The following is an 18,190-nucleotide window of genomic DNA, read 5'->3' as shown; positions in this document are numbered from 1 at the left end:
CTTACGGGCGAGTAGCTCAATTGGATAGAGCACCGGCCTTCTAAGCCGGGGGTTGTGGGTTCAAGCCCCGCCTCGCCCACCATTGAAAACAAAAGATTGCGAGTTGCGGCAAACTTTTTCTCACACTGTCTTTCGATTGACTGTGGGGAATTTTGTGTACCCTCTCCGCCAATCCGGAGTAAAGACGACTAAATTCGATCTCCTGCGCGGGCGCTTGTTCATCGCATCCTGTCGGGCCCCATGGCTGGCGTGCGAATGGCGCTCTAGTATCTCCCTCGATATTGACCCAAAACAGCCGGCGGGAAGTTGAGAGTCCGAAACTCCATAGTTCTCTGGATAGAGACCGGGAGTCGTGGGTCTTTCCTATTCGCCTCTTGCTAATCCCCGGCTGTTGGAGGTCCTCAAGTGTCGGGGGTGCTGAGCTTCAAGTAGCCCCACTTTTGAAATGTTTCAAGGAGAGTTCTAGCTACTAGGCAGTAGCCGCTTATTTGTACCAAAGTTTTGCTCCCGGGGCAGAGGCTCGGGGGATTCTTTTCAGCGTTCAAGCTCGAGTGACCGCCCTAACGGCGCTCTCCAGAGCGCGGACAGTGGTCTCGCGCATCTCGCTTGAGTATCTGATAATCGCCATACGTCGATGGCGGTTCACGCGCCAGCAATCCATCAGTCGGCACTAGGTTAGCGACTTCGTTCAGTCCTGTGGACGAACAAAGGTAGCCGTCTTCGGATCGTAGAGTTGCAGAATTGGGGTGGGGCCGCTGAAGTAGTCCCGTCTCAAATGAACGTCGGACGACTCCTCGACCAGAAAGATGATTCCGAGGCCTTTGGATGCGGAGCCCAGCAGCGTGGATGGCGCATGGGAGCTCTTCATGACGATTCTACCGTGAAAGGTGCCGAAGCCTGTCTGGCGGTCCCCAATACCGGCGTTGGCTGCCTGAAGAAACCGGCATGCTTTATCGAGTTGGATTGAGGACTCATTCATCCAGAAGAGATGGTGCTCATCTGCCCAAACTTGGGCGCGGACTTCAATCGTTTTCCCGATGAAATCGGCTGGATGGTTCACAATATTGCAGAGAGTTGTTCGCTCCACTTTTGTATCCGCCGACTGACCATAGGTTCGGTTCCCCAGCGTTGTTGACAAAAGCACGATCATGAGTGCCTGGAACTTCACGCGACCAGTATAGGCGCGAACCTGGTCGGATTGTCAGCGTACTCTCTACATACCTTCTGTTCTCTCCGAAATCCGTGCTCTTGCACCAATTGTGTGGCATTCGGGCTCGGTGTGCACACGCTGCCCAGCACCACCAGATCAAGTCCCACATCAGCGGAATCGCTGCCCACTTGGCCGTAATGCCTGCCCACATCAAACGGAATCCAGCATCGTCCTCGCAGAAGAGAAAGAAACGAAACGATACTGATGACTAAATCATCTACTCTTTTCTTGACCTCATGTGGGCACCATGGCTACTGTAAAAGGCAACCAGCGTCGCTCCGCTCCGACGTCCTGCCCACATCACCGTATCAGGTGCCCACATCACTGGAATATGCATTGACACATCGCATTACGCACCCTCAGTGCGGGCATGCTTGGCTTTGAACCGCACGCCTCTGCGGCCAGTCGAGCTGGGCGAAGCCACCGTATTTTCACCTGAATTTCCAAGGTAAAGGTATTCTCGCAAAAATCTGTTGACAATCGCCGAGAGCACAAAATACGATTCGACTCGATTTTGAAAGCTTTCAAAATAGCCAGACTAATCGGCTGGCGCTGTAAAGAGTCGGCTACAAATTGAAGTCCAGGGTTCAATACCCGGAGGTGATGAATGCGTCGAGGCCAAGCGCTACTGATCACCATGCTGCTGCTCTTCCTCTGGTCAGGATCAGCGCAGGTGGTGATTACAAGTACAGTCCTTGGGACGGTCTCTGATTCCCAGGGAGCTCTCATATCAAACGCCAGCGTGGTGTTGCTGAATACCGACACTGGCGCACATTGGACCGCCACCAGCGGTTCCAGCGGGGGATACCAATTCTCGAATCTGATCGCGGGCCACTACCGCCTTGAAGTTACGAGGGCGGGGTTTGCCAAAGCGACTTCAACGGTGATGACACTGGAAAACGGTCAAACCCAGCGCATCAACTTCACCATGAACGTGGGCGGAACGGAAGAGGTTGTGCAAGTATCTTCCGCGGCCCCTCTCATCGACACCGAAAATGCGGACGTGGCTGGGGTGATCGAAAACAGCTTTGCACAGAATCTTCCCATCCAGGGCCGGAACTACCTGAATTACGCGCAACTTCTCCCCTCCTTTAACAGCGGTACCGGCGACTCCTCGCGCATGTCGTGGGGTCTGGCATCGGCGACCATGCCCGGCGCAATGCAGTTGAATGTGGGCGGAACCGAGTACGGCGTCGGCTACTATGTGGACGGTCTGAACAATAACGACAACTGGGTGGAGGGTCCGGTCATGAATGTGAACCAGGACACGATCCAGGAGGTCAAGGCGGAGGTGTCGAATTATTCAGCCGAATATGGGCGCGATGTGGGCCAGATGAACGTGACCACAAAGTCGGGCACCAACAGCATTCACGGAACCATATTTGATTCCTTTCAAAACGCGGGATTGAATGCGATCGACCCGTACAGCAAATACCAGGGAATTCCTCGCAGCGCCTATCATCAGAACCAGTATGGCTTCACGGTGGGCGGTCCGGTTTTCGTTCCTAAGGTGTTTGACGGTCGCAACAAGCTGTTCTTTTTCGGATCTCTGGAGCAACTTCGCAATCGAGGCCAGAGCCAGTTCACGACGTACGTTCCTACCGAGGCGGAGCGTACCGGTGATTTCAGCGCGTGGCTGCAGCGGTTCCCGGTGTCTCCGGCGCAGTGCGATGGGTCCGCCTCAGCACCGTCCAACTGCCGCTACATTATCTACGATCCGGCTTCGTACGACCCGTCAACTCAGCTCCGCCAGCCCTACGCGAACGATGTCATCACCGATCCGTCGCCTATTGCGCTGGCATATCTGTCGCACTTTCCCAAGCCGAACGGATATACGTCGCCGGCACAGGGCAATTTTGATAACTACTCCGGCACGACCACGTCGGGCCTGGACAACAACAACTATTCCCTGCGGTTTGACTACAGTCTCTCGAGCAAGGACAGCATCTATTTTCGCTGGCTGCATGACAGCGGCGCGGTCATCAACGAGGGCGGGCTGGTTCCTGAACTCTCCATGGGAGACGGGCCGGCTCACCGCGTGAACACCTATCAGGTTCATTATGTGCACGCTTTCACGTCGACCTTCAACAACGAGTTCAATATCAGCTGGACGAAGGGCTATAACCTGAGCGACAGCCAGGCACAGGCGAACAACTTCTCGAAGGCTGATTGGATCCACAGCCTCTTCCAGAACTCGTCAACAGGCATGGCTGGCTTTACTCCGTATGACAAAAGCCTGTTTGGGATTCCGAATGACGCCACCTTCAGCGTGAACCTGGGCTGGGACAGCAGTTACTTTGCGCACGGCCTGAGTGTGGGAGCCACGGAGTACTGGTACCAGTACGTTCCCATCTTCCAATTGACCGACAATGTCGAGAAGGTCTGGGGTAAGCACACCCTCAAGTTCGGCTACTACATGGCCCGCCGCCAGGAGCGCGACAACGATATAGTGCGGTCGGTCACGATTGCCGGAAATTACACCAGCAAGGGCCCGAACATCGGAGACGGCTCCGGTTTCAACACTCTGGCGGAGTTCGAAACAGGCTACGTGACGGATATGGGACAGCGCACGCCGGTGGAGAGCGGAGACGCCAGCCTGTGGTTCGGAATGCCCGAATACGCGGCATTTGTGAACGACTCGTGGCAGGTGCAGCCGTCGCTGACTCTGAGCGCGGGTCTGCGGTACGACTTGCCGATTCCGGCCTACTCTGAGAACAGCTATTGGGGAGTTCTCGATACCACCTACCCTGGCTGGCGAATGGTAATGCCCGGTCTCACGCCGGGAACAAAGTCTCACCCATTTTCGCCAGAGAAGAAGGATCTGGCTCCGCGCATTGGCGTTGCCTACCGCATGAACGAGAAGACAACTATTCGTGGAGGATATGGGCTTTTCTATGAGTCTGGTCGATTCAAATTCCTTGACCAGATGTTCTGGAATTCGCCGGGTTATGGCGGTGCGGACTACAACTCCACTTACATGGTGGATGACCCTGCTCAGACCTATTACACACTGAACGATGTATTCCCCGCGGCCACACAGGTCCCCCGTGGCGCCTGGCCAAACCCGCTCGGCACTAACGGCGGCACTCTTTGTTACCGCTGCGACACCGCAACCACTGATCAGCAAAGCTGGAAGAACTCCTACATGCAGCGATTCAGCCTCGATGTTCAGCGCGAAATTGGCAAGTCCATGGTCGCGTCGCTCGGGTACGTAGGGTCGGTCGGATCGAACCTGCCTGTCCAGTACGATCTCAACCTTCCCAAAGAGGGTGTCTACCTGAACAGCGATGCTTATTATGCGGCTCGTCCGATGACCTCCTCGGCTCCTGATCGCTGGGGAGCGATCAACACCGTGCGTAAGATCAGAAGCAACAACTATCACGCCATGGATGCGGAGCTGAGGATTCGTGAGTGGCACGCGCTCACGGGGCAACTCTCCTACACGTGGTCGAAGCAGATGGACGACTTGTTTGGCGAGAGCGGCGAGAGCGGCACGCACGCCATTGGCGGACAATGGCATCCCGAATGGTCATATGGCCCGTCTGACGCGAACCATACGCACCGCTTCACTGGAGGCCTGACCTATGGACTTCCCAGCCTCCATAAAGGCAACTTCATCCTACGCAGCGCGTTAAACTCATGGCAGTTGAGTACCATCACGACCTTCGAGTCCGGTGCGCCGGTGACGGTGTGGAACGGATACACCAGTTCCTACGACTATATGGGCGATGTTCCGAACCGCACCTGTAATGGGAATCTCTCCCGCAGCAAGCGGAGCTTCGACCACTACTTCGACACGTCCTGCTATGTCGCACCGGCGGCGAGCACGGACCCCAATCTGCTGGCGCAAGGAATCACGAACTTCGCTGTCCACCGTGGGAACGAGCGCCGCAACAGCCTGACTGGGCCGGGAATCAACAATTGGGATCTGGGGCTGCAGAAGACGCTTCCGCTCTGGAGAGAGTCGCGCCAGCTCGTGGTTCGCGCCAACGCGTTCAATGCATTCAACCACTCTCAGTGGTCTTCGATCAACACGTACGACGATCGTGAGATCAACGACCAGAGCCAGTTTGGTTGGGTAACGGGGGCACGCGCCGGGCGCCGCATCCAGATCGACATGCGCCTCGTGTTCTAAACCAATCCGCGCGGACGGATTGCTCCGTCCGCGCGGCGCTATTCTCGCTACTTGCCGGACTATCGCTTGCCCCAGGAGCTCAGGAATGTATCAACCCGAAGCCTATGTTCCTTCACTGCTGTTCATGCTATCGAGCATGATCTGCTGGGGATCGTGGGCCAACACACTCAAACTTTGCCCGCAATTCAGGTTTCAGCTCTTCTACTGGGATTACGTTCTGGGCATGATCGGAGGCGCCGTGCTTTGGGCGGTGACCCTGGGAAGCATGGGGAGCACCGGCGCCAGCGCGTTTGCCGATCTGGCGCACGCCAGCGGCGGAGCAGTCCTTTTCGCGCTGGGCGGAGGCGCCATCTTCAACGTGGCGAATCTCCTCCTGGTTGCCGCCATCGATATCGCAGGGCTCGCGGTAGCATTTCCAATCGGGATCGGTCTTGCGCTCGTGATCGGGGCAGTCAGCAACTACTTCGTCTCTCCGAACGGCAATCCGTTCCTGCTGTTCGGCGGGATCGCTCTTGTGGCTGCAGCCATCGTTCTCGATGCGATTGCATATCGCCTGCGAGAGGCGACACACCGCGCGACGAGCCGGCGGGGCATCGTAATCAGCCTGATTTCAGGTGTTCTGATGGGTACGTTCTATCCATTGGTGTCGAAATCGATGACAGGTCCGCACGCGCTTGGCCCTTATGCTGCATTGATCCTGTTCTCGCTGGGAGTTGCCGCGTGCTCCCTTCCAGCTAACTATCTGCTGATGCGCTCGCCACTCGACGCGAGTGCCCCGGCCCGCATGAACGGGTACTTCCATGCAAAGGCGTCGTGGCATCTGAGCGGCCTGCTGGGGGGAGCCATCTGGGGGACGGGCGCCATGGCCAATTTCGTAGCCTCGCGCGTTCACATCGTCGGGCCTGCCGTGTCCTATTCCATCGGGCAGGGCGCAACCATGGTTTCAGCTTGCTGGGGGGTCTTCGTATGGAAAGAGTTCGCCTCGGCGCCTCGTGTCTCGAAGGTAAGTCTTGCCTGGATGTTTCTCTTTTTCGTCATAGGACTGTTGCTCATCGCTCTCGCGCCGGTCTTTCAGGGGTAATGATTCAGCGCAGCATCAATTAAGGGGGATTGCTTGTCTCTTCATAAACCTATCGTGGTGGTGGGAAGCATCAACATTGACCTGGTTGCAACGTCGTCGCACATCCCATTTGTGGGCGAGACCATCATCGGCACAGATTTTCAGATTCATCCGGGCGGCAAAGGCGCCAACCAGGCTGTTGCTGTTGGTCGCCTGGGATACCCGGTCCATATGATTGGCAGGATCGGTAGCGATGCCTTCGGTTCACAGCTGGTCGCCAATCTGCACTCGGCGGGTGTGGACTGCAGCGGCGTCGCCATTTCAGAAGGAGCGTCGGGTGTTGCAGTGATCCTTGTTTCTGAGCAGGGCGAAAACTGCATCGTGGTCGCTCCTGGCGCGAACGCGAAGGTCACACCTCGAGACGTGGACGCGAACCTCGCAGTGATCCGGCAGGCGGGCATCGTGCTTGCTCAACTAGAAATCCCCGTCGAAACAGTTGAGCATCTTGCGGAGGTATGTGATCGGGAACGCATTCCGCTGATTCTTGATCCCGCGCCAGCCCGTCCTCTTAGTGGAAAGCTGCTTCAGAGCGTCACATGGTTGACCCCGAACGAAAGCGAAGCAGCCCTCTACTGCGGCGCGAACGGCTCTATCGAAGCTTGGGAAGATCCGGAAACCGCGGCTCAAAGGATAAAGAGTGGGGGCAGCAATGGAGTGGTGCTGAAGCTCGGCGCCCGCGGAGCATTCGTCGCCTCGACCAAGCAGAAGGGAGAGCTGGTGCCTGCATTCCAGGTGCGTGCAGTCGACACTACAGCGGCAGGTGACGCTTTCAATGGAGCCTTCGCGACAGCCCTGATGCTCGGACAGTCACCAGGCGAAAGTGCCAGGTTCGGCGCCGCCGCGGCGGCGATTTCGGTCACTCGGCCGGGTGCTCAACCTTCGATGCCGACATTCGACGAAGTGCAGGAACTGATCAACTCGCACTCGGTGCAGGCAAAGTCGGCATAAAACCGCGACCGATCGCCTTTGGTTGTCGGAGCGTTTGAGATTCACTGAACGGAGATCAACACACGTGAAGATGTTTACTGGCAAGATCAACCGGGCGCTGAGCATCGCAGCCTTCAGCATCGGTTTTGGCTTCACCTCGGCAGCCCAGGACACGCACAACGCTCCGAAGGGGCAACAGATTCCCGCGCCCAACTGCTTCACGATGAGGGGTGCGTGGGAAGGCGGCTACGTTCCGTGTACTGCAAAGAGCCATGAGGAATGGCTGAAAGACGTAACGCACTGGCGCATGGAGCGCCGCATTCGCATCGGTTATGACCCGGCGCGGTATGAGATGCAGGCGCTCAACTGGGCACAGTCGAGCTTCATCCAACCCCAGATGATGGTCCATGACCGCTACTTCTACGATCCGGTCGCGAACAAGTACACCGTCGATCGCTACGTGGATGATCTGAAGGCGCGCTATGGCGGCATCGACGCCGTGTTGGTCTGGGCCACGTACCCGAACATGGGCATCGACGATCGCAACCAGCTCGACATGGTTCGCTCCATGCCAGGCGGGATCGAGGGGCTGCGCAAGATGGTGGACGATTTTCACCGTCGGGGCGTGCGCGTGCTGTTTCCCATGATGATGTGGGACCAGGGAACGCAGCAGCCCGACAAGCCTTGGCCTGACGCGATTGCTGAACTCATGAAATCAATCGGGGCCGATGGTATCAACGGCGACACGCAAGACGGTGTCCCGCTGGCGTTTTCGGCGGCCGCCGAAAAAATCGGCCATCCCCTGGCGTTCGAGCCCGAAGGCGGACCGCACGACGAGGGCATCTCGTGGAACGTGCTCACGTGGGGTCAGTACGCGTTTCAGTTCGTACCAACGGTGGATCGCTACCGCTGGCTTGAACCTCGTCACCAGGTCAACATCCAGGGCCGCTGGGTGCGCGATAAGACCGATGACCTGCAATTCGCATTCTTCAACGGCGAAGGATGGGAAAGCTGGGAAAACGTTTGGGGCATCTGGAATGGTGTCACGCCGCGTGACGGTGAAGCGACAAGGCGCATGGCCACAATCGAGCGCGGCATCGCTCCGTTCCTCAATAGCCAGGATTGGGAACCGTTCTATCCGATGCACCTCTATGGCGTCTTTGCAAGCCGCTGGCCGCTCGGTGACCGCACCGTGTGGACAATCGTGAACCGCAACGAATATGACGTCAATGCACGCCAGATGTCGGTCCCTCACAAGGACGGTATGCGCTACTTCGATCTCTATCATGGGACAGAGATCAAGCCCGATGCCGAGAACGGCGAGGACGTGCTGTCGTTTGCAACGGAGGCACACGGCTACAGCGCCATTCTCGCGCAGCCAGGCGAGCCCGACGGTCATCTCCGTGAACTGCTCGGCAGCATGAAGCAGATGACAGCCAAGCCATTGTCGGACTACTCGCATGAATGGAAGGCGCTCCCGCAGCAGCTCGTTCAGATCCAGCCGACCGCGCCGGCATCGTCCGCGCCTGAAGGTATGGTTCGGATACCTGGCGGCGATTATCTGTTCCGGATTGAAGGCATCGAGATCGAGGGGTCGGACGATATTGGAGTCGATGTGCAATATCCATGGGAGACTTCGGCACGCCGCTTCCATGAGCATCGTATGGACATCAAACCCTTCTACATGGACAAGTACCCGGTCACCAATGCCGAGTTCAAGACGTTTCTGGACGCGACGCATTACCACCCTGCGGATGACAGGAATTTCCTGAAGGACTGGAAGAGCGGCAGCTATCCGGATGGCGCAGAGAAGAAGCCGGTAACGTGGGTGTCGATTGAAGATGCGCGGGCTTACGCCAGGTGGGCCGGCAAGCGTCTTCCGCATGAATGGGAGTGGCAGTTTGCGGCGCAGGGTACGGACCATCGCATTTTCCCATGGGGCGACTGCGACTGGCTCGCGCCTGTCATCGCCGGAGGACCGTACGCCTGCCCCTGGCAGAAGGATCCGGCTGATGCCCCGGCTCCCATCCCCGACAGGGGCAAAGTGATGGCAGCCGCAAGTGATGTCAACGCGCATCCGCACGGGGCAAGCCCCTTCGGCGTGGAAGACATGGTTGGCAACGTGTGGCAGTGGACCGATGAGTACCAGGACGACCACACTCGCGCGGCCATTGTGCGCGGCGGCAACCACTATCAGCCTCAGGGCTCGATCTGGTACTTCCCGCAGGCGTTCCGGAACGAGCAGCACGGCAAGCTTTTGCTGATGGCGCCCAGCTATGATCGCTCCGCCGGTCTTGGGTTCCGTTGCGTGAAGGACGCGCAATAGTCGAAGGAATCTCCTGAACTCATATTCAGGCATAGACACAGTCGAACCTGACGGTGTCCGTGCCTGACCTTTTTGAGATCCGCGCAATTGCTCAACGAGCAACTTAGCTGGCGTTTGCAGCAAAGCCTCGCCACACAAACAGAAAGAGATGAAGCAGTCCAGCTCGAGTTAAGTCATGCTCGCTTCGTAAAGGCGTCATCAACCGCCGCATGCGGATATGGCTTCGGCCTCCGACTCGTACACGCCGAACAATCCAAGGATGCCGCACATCTTGAACATCTTTTCCGCATACGCGCTGAGCTTGACCAGTTGAACGCTTCCGCCCATCTTCGTCGAGGTCTTCAAAGCCTTAACGATGGCCCCGATGCCGCACGAATCGATGGAGGACGAGGCTTCAAGGTCAAGAATGAGAAAGCTGCACCCATTAGCCTGGGCGGATCGGACTGCGGCTTCGAACTGGTCAACGGCCTCCCGCACCAGGCGGCCTTTCAGCCTGATCGTGCAGATGTGCCCACTCTCCCTTACGTCCATGTCCACGGCTTTACTCCATTCCCACAGGCGTTTACTATTCACACTAATCTGTTCGCAAGTTAAGCATTAACTACCTCAGAATCAGTGTTCCGACTTTTCTTGTCAATCGCTGATTCCATGGAGCGGCCTGGGACGCTTGATATCGGACATCCATAACGCGGCTCTTGAGCTCAGCGCACAGGTTCTGGCTGCTCCGAACACGGCCGCGCGCGCAGCCCTGCTGGCGGCGGCCGTGGTTGAGCAGTTGCCCGACACTGCCTGCGTCATCCATCGATTTGTCCCGGACGAAAACGGGGGAGAGTGGACTGCTCTGGCCATCGCCGGATATGCAACCCTCGAACTTGCATCGTTTCCAGCCCCCGATCGTCTCATCTCCTCGTTGCTCACGGAAGCGAGGGCGGTCATTTTTGACGGCCCGGCACTGCGCCGCGAAGACTATGCACACCTGCACATTACCCGCTCGCTGGAGTCGCTGGCCTATGTGCCTCTCCTGCACCAGGATGAGGTACTGGGAACCATAGAAATTGTTTCCTTCTCCGAGCCGCTTGCGCCGAATGAACTGGATGAGCTTGCCCCTTTTGTGCAACTCGCCGTGCCCGCCATCGTTTCCGGTGAGGAAGGAGAGCGGCAACGCCAGGAGCTTCTGGATGCGCTCCATCGCATGTCGCAGCTCTACGATCTTGAGAAGTCGCTGAACTCCACACTTGAGTTCGACGACGTGACGGCCATGACTCCGGAAAAGACTCTGCCGATGGTGGATTGTCAGGCCGTGCATCTTTGGCTGTTCGATGGCGCGGTGCTGCGGCTGGTGGCCACCAGTGGAGAAGACGCCACCGTGGACAGAGGCCTCACCCAAGCGCCGGGCGAGGGATACGTCGCGGACATGGCCGAAGCAGGAGAAGTGTTATTGATTGCCGACGCCGAGGACGAACGTCTGGCACAGAGGAACTCCGCCGCCCCAGCCGACGGCGAAATCCCTTTGGTGAGAGATGCGCTGATGGTTCCGCTGATGCAGGACGAGGCTGAGGTTGGCGTGCTCGAAGCCATCAATAAGAATGGTCGGCCATTCAATGACGACGATGAATTCTTCCTGTTGTCGATAGCGGAGACGGTTAGCAGCGCGCTCAAGAACGCGAGCCTCATGCATGCCGAGCGGAAGCTGGCAATCCTTGAAGCTCTGGTAAAGGTAAGCTCGGAAATCACCTCGACGCTGCGGCTGGATCGTCTGCTGCAGATCATCGTGAACAGCCCGCAGAATGTGCTGCCATACGAGCTGTGCGCGATCGCGCTGGACAGCCGCGGCAGGCTCCAGTTGAAGGCTGTCTCGGGCATGGCAAAGCTGCCGCTTGGCGATGCGATGGTCGACCGCGTGGAGGAATTGGTGCGCTGGCTGTCGACGCAGCCCGAAGCTCTACATCTGCGCCGGCATGAGGCGGCCGATTCAGGCCTTCCTCCCGAAGTGGGCCGCCACTTCGAAGAGACGGGCCATCGTGCGCTCTACTCCGTGCCTTTGAACGACGACCAAGGCCGGCTGGGCGTGTTGATCTTCGAAAGCAGCGAAGCGGAGTTCCTGGATGTGCCCCATATCGAGATGATCAAGATCCTTGCAGGGCAGGCGACGGTGGCCATTCGCAATGCGCTGCTTTATCGCGAAGTGCCCTTGATCAGTCTTCTGGAACCGCTGATGCAGAAGCGCGCGGCCCTGCTGCGGTCCACAGGGCGCCGACGTCTGGCATATGCGGGCATGGCCGCTGCCATAGCACTGTTCCTGATCTTTTGTCCTCTGCCAATGCGCGTCTCGGGCGTGGCCGTGATTGTGCCGCAACGCGTGATTACGGTGGCGGCGCCGGTTGATGGCAATGTGGAAAAGGTCTTCGCCCATGAGGGGCAGAGAGTATCGGCGGGCGAGATCCTTGGAACTCTGAACGATTGGCAATGGCGCGCCAGCCTCGCTGCCGCTGAGGCGAAATACCAGCAGGCCCTGCTGGCGATGGAGGACGACTTGGCGCACAGCAGTCCTCGCGCCGGCGCGGATCGTTCGAACGTCAACTATCTGCGCAGCGAAGTGGTACAGGCGCGGGCGCGCTTCGAAAGCGCGGAGCTGCGCTCGCCCATCGCAGGGATCGTCGTCACGCCGAATCTCCAGAACACGGCGGGTGAGCATCTGGACGCCGGAGCAGCGTTCGCACAGGTCCTCGACCTCAATGCCGCGGAAATTCAAATTGCCGTACCACAGCGGGACGCAGTTCTTCTGCAAGCTGGCCAGACCGCCGGTGTGAAGCTCGATAGCTACCCGCAACGCACTTGGCATGCGCCGGTGAACCTGGTAAGCCCGCAGGCAACGGCCGGCGATGGGGAACGCATGTTTTTCGCCGAGATTGCCGTCCCCAACGGAGACGCGGCATTGCACGCCGGCATGAGCGGAAGAGGGAAGATTTCGATTGGCTACCGGCCGGCAGGTTACGTGCTGCTGCGCAATCCAGCCTTGTGGGTATGGCAGACTTTGTGGAATTGGATCGGCTGGTGAGGCCTATGCGTGTTGCATGGAATCGTTCAATATTGTTGCTGATGACGCTGGCCTCGGCCACCATGCTGCTGACCAATGCCTGCGAATCGAACGCACCGGCTACCGTTGCGCCTGCGAATGGCAGCGCGCCGACCCCGTCGCCGGGAGCGCCGGCGTCATCACCCGTCCCCCCCTCAACCTCGCCCGACGAAGGGTCGTTCGTCACCACCGGCCCTCTGGTGGCAGATCAACAGGCGGACCTCGGTCCTGAGCGCGACGGCCGGATTGTCGAAATCTCCGTGCAGATTGGGGACCACGTCAAGGCGGGGCAGCTTCTGGCGCGGCTTGACGACCGCCTATTGCGCGTCGCCTGCGACGCACAGAATGCCCGCATCGCCGCCTCCCAAGCCGAAGTGCGCAATTGGAAAGCCGAGCACGAGAGTGCTCGGGCCGATCTGCGCCGCGCGGACGCTCTGCTGAAAGAAAGAATCATGAGTCAGGAAAACTGGGAGGTATCGAAATACAAGGTGGAGGAAACCGCCGCTCAGGTCGACCGCTATGAGAGCGAGCAGGCCGTCGCGGAGGCCGAACTTGCAGCCACGATCGTGCAATTGGAGCAGTCGCGCATAGTTGCTCCCTTCGCAGGAGTGGTCGGGAGAAGTTCGGCGCGCCTTGATGAGCAGGTTAAGACTGGAGCTCCCCTTTTCTGGATCACTGCGCAGGGCCCTCTGCGCGTGCTCTTCACCGTGCCTGAGACACTGATGTCGTCCTTCACCGTTGGCAAACGACTTGACCTCACAACAGCGGATTTGAGCGGCTTACGCCAGGCAGGCCGCATCTTCAGGGTTAGCCCCGTGGTGGATCCGGCCAGCGGCAGCGTACAGGTCATCGGCGCGATCGAACACCCCTCTCCCGAGCTCAAGCCGGGCATGACGATGCAGGTCCGCCTCGCACAATGAATCTCAGCGAGGTTTTTGACGCCGCCCTCCCGGAGCTACCGAAGGCGCGCCTGACGCGCACCCGGCCGCCATGCCTTGATCCGGGCCTGGTTGCTCGCGAGGACACTCTCGACGGAGAAGACATCGTCGCCGTGATTCAACGCAGCACGGACCAGTTCTACCGCTTCTCCCCGGCGCAATGGCAGCTCGTGCTCTTCTTTGACGGGGTTCGGTCATATGAGGAGATTGCTGCCGCGTTCAATGCTCAAACCGGAGCGAGCCTTAAGCCGGGCGACGTGCGCGAATTCGCTGAAAGTATGGAACAATGCGGCTTTTGGTACAAGACTCCGCAGGAGAAGAATCTCGCCTATAGTCTGAAGCTCAGCGCCGGCCGGGAGCGCCGGGCCCGCCGCAAGTCGAAGCTCAATTTCACTCACATGAACTTCTCCGGATGGGATCCGGACCGCTTTCTGACCTGGCTTGATGCCGCAGTCGGCAGGTTTGTTTTCAGCCCGTGGTGCATTCTCGCCATGGTGCTGCTCTTCGCATACGAAGCCTCCGTCTTCGTCGGCCATTGGAGTACGATCGGCCCCGACGCGAAGCTCTATTATGACTTCACGCAGAAGTCCCTGCTCGATCTGGCCGGATTCTGGTTGTTGTTCCTCGCCATCGGCTTCATTCATGAATCCGCGCACGGGCTCACATGCAAGCACTATGGCGGTGAAGTTCATGCGATGGGGCTCATGTTCATCTACATGATGCCGGCGTTCTATGTTGACACCACGGAAATGTGGACCTCCGCCAGCAAGTTGCAGCGGCTCGCCACCATCATCGCGGGCATCTGGATCGAGATGGTTGTCTGCGGAATCGCGATGATCGTCTGGTTGAATACTGCGGTGGGCGGGTGGCTGCACGATTTCGCGTACCAACTCATTCTCATCACAGGCATAGCCGTAATTCTGATCAATCTCAACCCCCTCATCAAGCTTGACGGTTATTACCTTCTCACCAACGCCATCAGTATCCCTGACCTGAAGGAACGGTCCACAGGGTTCCTAGCCGGATGGTTTCAGCGCACGGTCTTGCGGCTAAATGTGGACATGCCCGTTGTTCCTCGCCGCCGCGCTCCATTCTTCATTCTGTATGCGCTGCTCTCCGGGGCGTACAGCTACATGATCCTGTTCTTTGTCATTCGTTTCGCTTACAACGTCACATCGCACTGGCTGTCCGAATTCGCTCTCATTCCTTCAGGCGCTATGGCGTTCGCCATCTTTCGCGGGCGATTGCGTTCGATACGCGACGTGACATTGCAAACATGGCGGCAGAATCTCGGCTCTGACCGGCGCCTGCGTCCGTCTCATCTCGGTGCCGTCGTCCTGGTCGCCGCGGTTCTGTTTGTGCCCTTCTCGCGGGACCGGGAGAACGGATATTTCGTCATCGAGCCGCTGCACTCGCAGATCCTTCATGCTGCACTCGCCGGACAAGTGACTGACGTTCTGGCACATGAAGGACAACAGGTGCGCGCGGGACAGCCGCTGCTCACAATTGCCAGCCCTCTGGCGGCTTCCATGACGGAGTCGGCGATGGCGGAGACTCACGCGGCGAACTTTCAGGCCTTTGATGCCGAACTCCAACGGCGCAGCATTGGTCCGGCGTCAGCGCAGCAAGCCGCCTCCCGCCGGTACGCACAACTCGCCCAGGATGCTCAGTCGTCCCTTACCATCGCCGCGCCCGAGGATGGAATTATGCTCTCCGAGAATCCCGGAGCACTGATCGGTCAGCACGTCGCATCGGGACAGGGATTGTTGGACGTCGCGGAAGGGGCGCAGCGAGCGGTGCGGGTCTATGTTCCCGCCACCGCCCTGCAGCGGATACCGGCCGGAGCTACTGTGGCCCTGAAGCTCCCGGGAAGCTTCTCCACGGTTCACCTGACGCTTGCTCAGATCGGCGGCGAAACGGTCAGCCTTCCTGGCGGCCTTGTTCCCTCCCAGAACTACAAAGGCGTGCGACTGCCGGATTTCTATGTTGCGCGTATGCCCCTGCCGCTTAATGCCGGAAAACCAGGTTTCGGAGTGGCCGGTCCGGCGAAGATCTTTGGAATTCGGCGCAGCTTTGCGGCACGGATTTTCACGAGTGGCGTCGATTTGGTGAAGGCTCACGTCTGGTAAAGCAAAAAAGCGGCGACCGCGTTGGCGGTCGCCGCTTTTGGTAACAGAGAAAATTCCGTCCCCGTTCAAAATCGATTAAATCGAGGTCCTGGGAGCCGCATGCAGCAGTTAGTAGACCACTTTCGCGTTCAGGCTCTTGGCGTTGAGGCTTTTCGCGTTCAGGCTTTTCGCGTTGAGACTCTTCGCATTGAGGCTCTTCGTGTTCAGGCTCTTCGCGTTGAGGCTCTTCGCGTTCATCGCCCGGGCGTTCAGTGTCTTTCCCGTCAGAAGCTTCGCTGCCACCAGCTTTTCAGCTGCCTGCGGGGCTGTGTTGGCGGCGTTCTTGGTGCGGGTCGTAGAGGTGGAGGTGGTGCTGTTGCCGCTGATCAGAGACTTCTTCGCGATCGCCATTTTGTGTTCTCCCCGAATGAATTTGACTTGCGTCTACGCCCTGTATGAGAGCATGCGACATGCCAAACGGGAGGCGCGAGGCTCTGCGTTCATAAGCTTTCTTGTTTTCAGCCAGTTGCACTGACGGCCTGAGCCGCCACTGGCCCGACTTCGATTTGCGTTGGTGAAAAATTAAACCCAGATCGGTGAGTTTTTAACCCATGAATCAGCTAAAGCGAATACTTGCGGCAGAGATATTTGATGCGCTGTCCGTCGATGTTCAGCAAACGCGCGGCCGCCGCTTTGCTGCCCCCCGTCCGATTCAGCGCCGTCGTTAGCAGCGCGACTTCCAGGCTGCGAATCTCTCCGTCGAAGTCGGTGCCCTCCTTCGGAACCAGAATCGCCTCGTGCGCCGCAATGCTTTGCGCCAGTACTCTCGAAGGCAAATCATTGGCTACGATTTCCTCCCTTCGCACAGTGACCAGTAAGCGCTGAATCAGGTTCTCCAGTTCCCGAACGTTGCCCGGCCAGGTATGTTCCTCCAATGCACTCAGAGTTTCCGCGCTGATCCGCTTTACTGGCAAGCCGTTGGCGACGCAATGAACCTCGAGAAAGTAGTCGCAAAGTAGAGAAATATCCCCGGTGCGTTCCCGCAGAGGCGGTAGCTGGATCGGTACCACGTGAATGCGGTAGTAGAGATCTTCGCGAAACTTCCCTCCTCGGACCATGTCCTCAAGGGCCTCATTCGTGGCGCAGATGAGCCTGAAATCGATCTTCCGCACTATGCGCCCCCCCAGACGCTGCACCTGATGATCTTCCAGCACGCGCAGCAATTTTGTTTGCAGGGCTACTGAGAGGGTGGCGATCTCATCAAGAAACAGAGTGCCTCCGTCGGCCAGTTCGATATGTCCGGGGCGCGACTCGGTAGCTCCGGTAAATGCGCCCTTCTCGCTTCCGAACAGTTCAGACTCAATCAGGTTTTCAGGCAGCGCGGCGCAGTTCAGACGGATATAGGGTTTTTTTGCCCGAGGGCTCAGCGCCACAATAGCGCGGGCCGCGAGTTCCTTGCCTGTCCCGCTTTCGCCTCGGATCAACACATTGACGCTGCTCGAAGCCACCTGCTGAATGGAGTCATAAACAAGCCGCATGGGCTCACTGGATCCGACGAAATCCTGAAAGCGGCTTGCTTCGATTGCCAGGTGACGCATCCGCTCGCGTTCCGCTTCGCCCATCCGATAGCGAACCGTTTCCAGCAGTGTCGCCCGCAATTCGGGTACATCCACCGGATTGCGGAAGTGTGCATCCGCACCTGCTGTAAGCGCCTGTTTTTCAACGGAGCGTCTTCTGTCCCGGCTCATCGATATCAAGGTGATTCCGCTGTTCAGCCGACGCAACTGAGTCAGAACCGGTAATCCACCTAGAGGATCCTCTCCCTCGGTATCAATGTCCAGGAGAACTGCCGCCACCTGTCGGGTCCAGTGATCGAGATCGTCATAACTTCCGCGCACTGTCATTTCAAACCAGGGCGCCAGTTCTTCGTGCAGGATCTCAAGAAATTTCGGGTCCACTGTCACTACGCAAACGACAGGGAGATTCGGCTGCGATGTGGAAACAGACTGAGATTTTGGAGAATTGCGAGCCGGACCCATAAGCGGGATTTTAACGCTACTAGCCAGAAGCATCATCGACTTGACGGAAAACGGCCAAACCCCTCCTGTCAGACTCTTGCGCGCCGTTCCGTTTCCACTTGCCTGCCTGGCCACTTTTCTCCGACATGGCTGGATTTCCGTCTCCCCTCAACCAACAACTTGCCGGCGTTGACTATTGCGCTATGGCCAGCTCGAATACCCGCAAGAAGTTACCGCCTGCGATCTTGCCGATCTCATCCGCGTTGAATCCACTTTCAGCATCGCGTCCACCACGGTGTTGTAAAAGCCGGCCGTTTCATCCGCCCATACTC

General features: G+C 58.2%; 11 protein-coding genes and 1 tRNA gene. 8 read left to right on the top strand and 4 right to left on the bottom strand.

The features are described from left to right. Positions 1-5: 5 nt before the first annotated feature. Positions 6-82, top strand: a tRNA-Arg gene (locus VGL22_RS10120). 606 nt (positions 83-688) lie between these two features. On the opposite strand, the gene VGL22_RS10115 is transcribed toward VGL22_RS10120, so the two are convergent. Further along, positions 689-1,087, bottom strand: coding sequence for a hypothetical protein (locus VGL22_RS10115; protein ID WP_465266791.1), 399 nt, complete (start codon positions 1,085-1,087; stop codon positions 689-691). A gap of 730 nt (positions 1,088-1,817) precedes the next feature. On the opposite strand from VGL22_RS10115, the gene VGL22_RS10110 reads away from it, so the two are divergent. From VGL22_RS10110 to VGL22_RS10095, 4 genes are all read left to right on the top strand, one after another. Next, complete coding sequence (locus VGL22_RS10110) at positions 1,818-5,345, top strand: outer membrane beta-barrel protein (protein ID WP_465266790.1); 3,528 nt, start codon at positions 1,818-1,820, stop codon at positions 5,343-5,345. 85 nt (positions 5,346-5,430) lie between these two features. Beyond that, positions 5,431-6,426, top strand: coding sequence for an AcrB/AcrD/AcrF family protein (locus VGL22_RS10105; RefSeq protein ID WP_465266789.1), 996 nt, complete (start codon positions 5,431-5,433; stop codon positions 6,424-6,426). A 54-nt stretch (positions 6,427-6,480) separates the two neighbouring features. Further along, positions 6,481-7,413: a ribokinase gene (gene rbsK / locus VGL22_RS10100; RefSeq protein ID WP_465266788.1), complete on the top strand. Its 933-nt coding sequence runs from the start codon at positions 6,481-6,483 to the stop codon at positions 7,411-7,413. 70 nt (positions 7,414-7,483) lie between these two features. Next, positions 7,484-9,718, top strand: a complete 2,235-nt coding sequence (locus tag VGL22_RS10095) for a formylglycine-generating enzyme family protein (protein ID WP_465266793.1) — start codon at positions 7,484-7,486, stop codon at positions 9,716-9,718. A 198-nt stretch (positions 9,719-9,916) separates the two neighbouring features. Here the strand turns inward: VGL22_RS10095 and VGL22_RS10090 are convergent, their stop codons facing one another. Next, entirely contained in the window at positions 9,917-10,249 is a 333-nt protein-coding gene (locus VGL22_RS10090; protein ID WP_465266792.1) for an STAS domain-containing protein, read from the bottom strand. 136 nt (positions 10,250-10,385) lie between these two features. On the opposite strand from VGL22_RS10090, the gene VGL22_RS10085 reads away from it, so the two are divergent. From VGL22_RS10085 to VGL22_RS10075, 3 genes are read left to right on the top strand one after another with little or no spacing between them, the layout of a single operon-like run. Continuing rightward, positions 10,386-12,776, top strand: coding sequence for a GAF domain-containing protein (locus tag VGL22_RS10085; RefSeq protein WP_465266787.1), 2,391 nt, complete (start codon positions 10,386-10,388; stop codon positions 12,774-12,776). A gap of 5 nt (positions 12,777-12,781) precedes the next feature. Then, positions 12,782-13,714, top strand: coding sequence for an efflux RND transporter periplasmic adaptor subunit (locus tag VGL22_RS10080; protein WP_465266786.1), 933 nt, complete (start codon positions 12,782-12,784; stop codon positions 13,712-13,714). Next, a complete protein-coding gene (locus VGL22_RS10075) occupies positions 13,711-15,861 on the top strand; it encodes a hypothetical protein (RefSeq protein WP_465266785.1) in 2,151 nt (716 codons plus the stop codon). The genes VGL22_RS10080 and VGL22_RS10075 overlap by 4 nt, the downstream gene beginning before the upstream one ends. 108 nt (positions 15,862-15,969) lie before the next feature. Here the strand turns inward: VGL22_RS10075 and VGL22_RS10070 are convergent, their stop codons facing one another. Both VGL22_RS10070 and VGL22_RS10065 read right to left on the bottom strand, forming a co-directional pair. Next, positions 15,970-16,251, bottom strand: a complete 282-nt coding sequence (locus VGL22_RS10070) for a hypothetical protein (RefSeq protein ID WP_465266784.1) — start codon at positions 16,249-16,251, stop codon at positions 15,970-15,972. Positions 16,252-16,460: 209 nt separating this feature from the next. Continuing rightward, positions 16,461-17,798, bottom strand: coding sequence for a sigma 54-interacting transcriptional regulator (locus VGL22_RS10065; protein ID WP_465266783.1), 1,338 nt, complete (start codon positions 17,796-17,798; stop codon positions 16,461-16,463). Positions 17,799-18,190 lie beyond the last annotated feature (392 nt).

The organism is Occallatibacter sp. (assembly GCF_036502485.1).
Classification (GTDB): domain Bacteria; phylum Acidobacteriota; class Terriglobia; order Terriglobales; family Acidobacteriaceae; genus Telmatobacter.
This window is presented reverse-complemented; position numbering and strand designations above follow the sequence as displayed.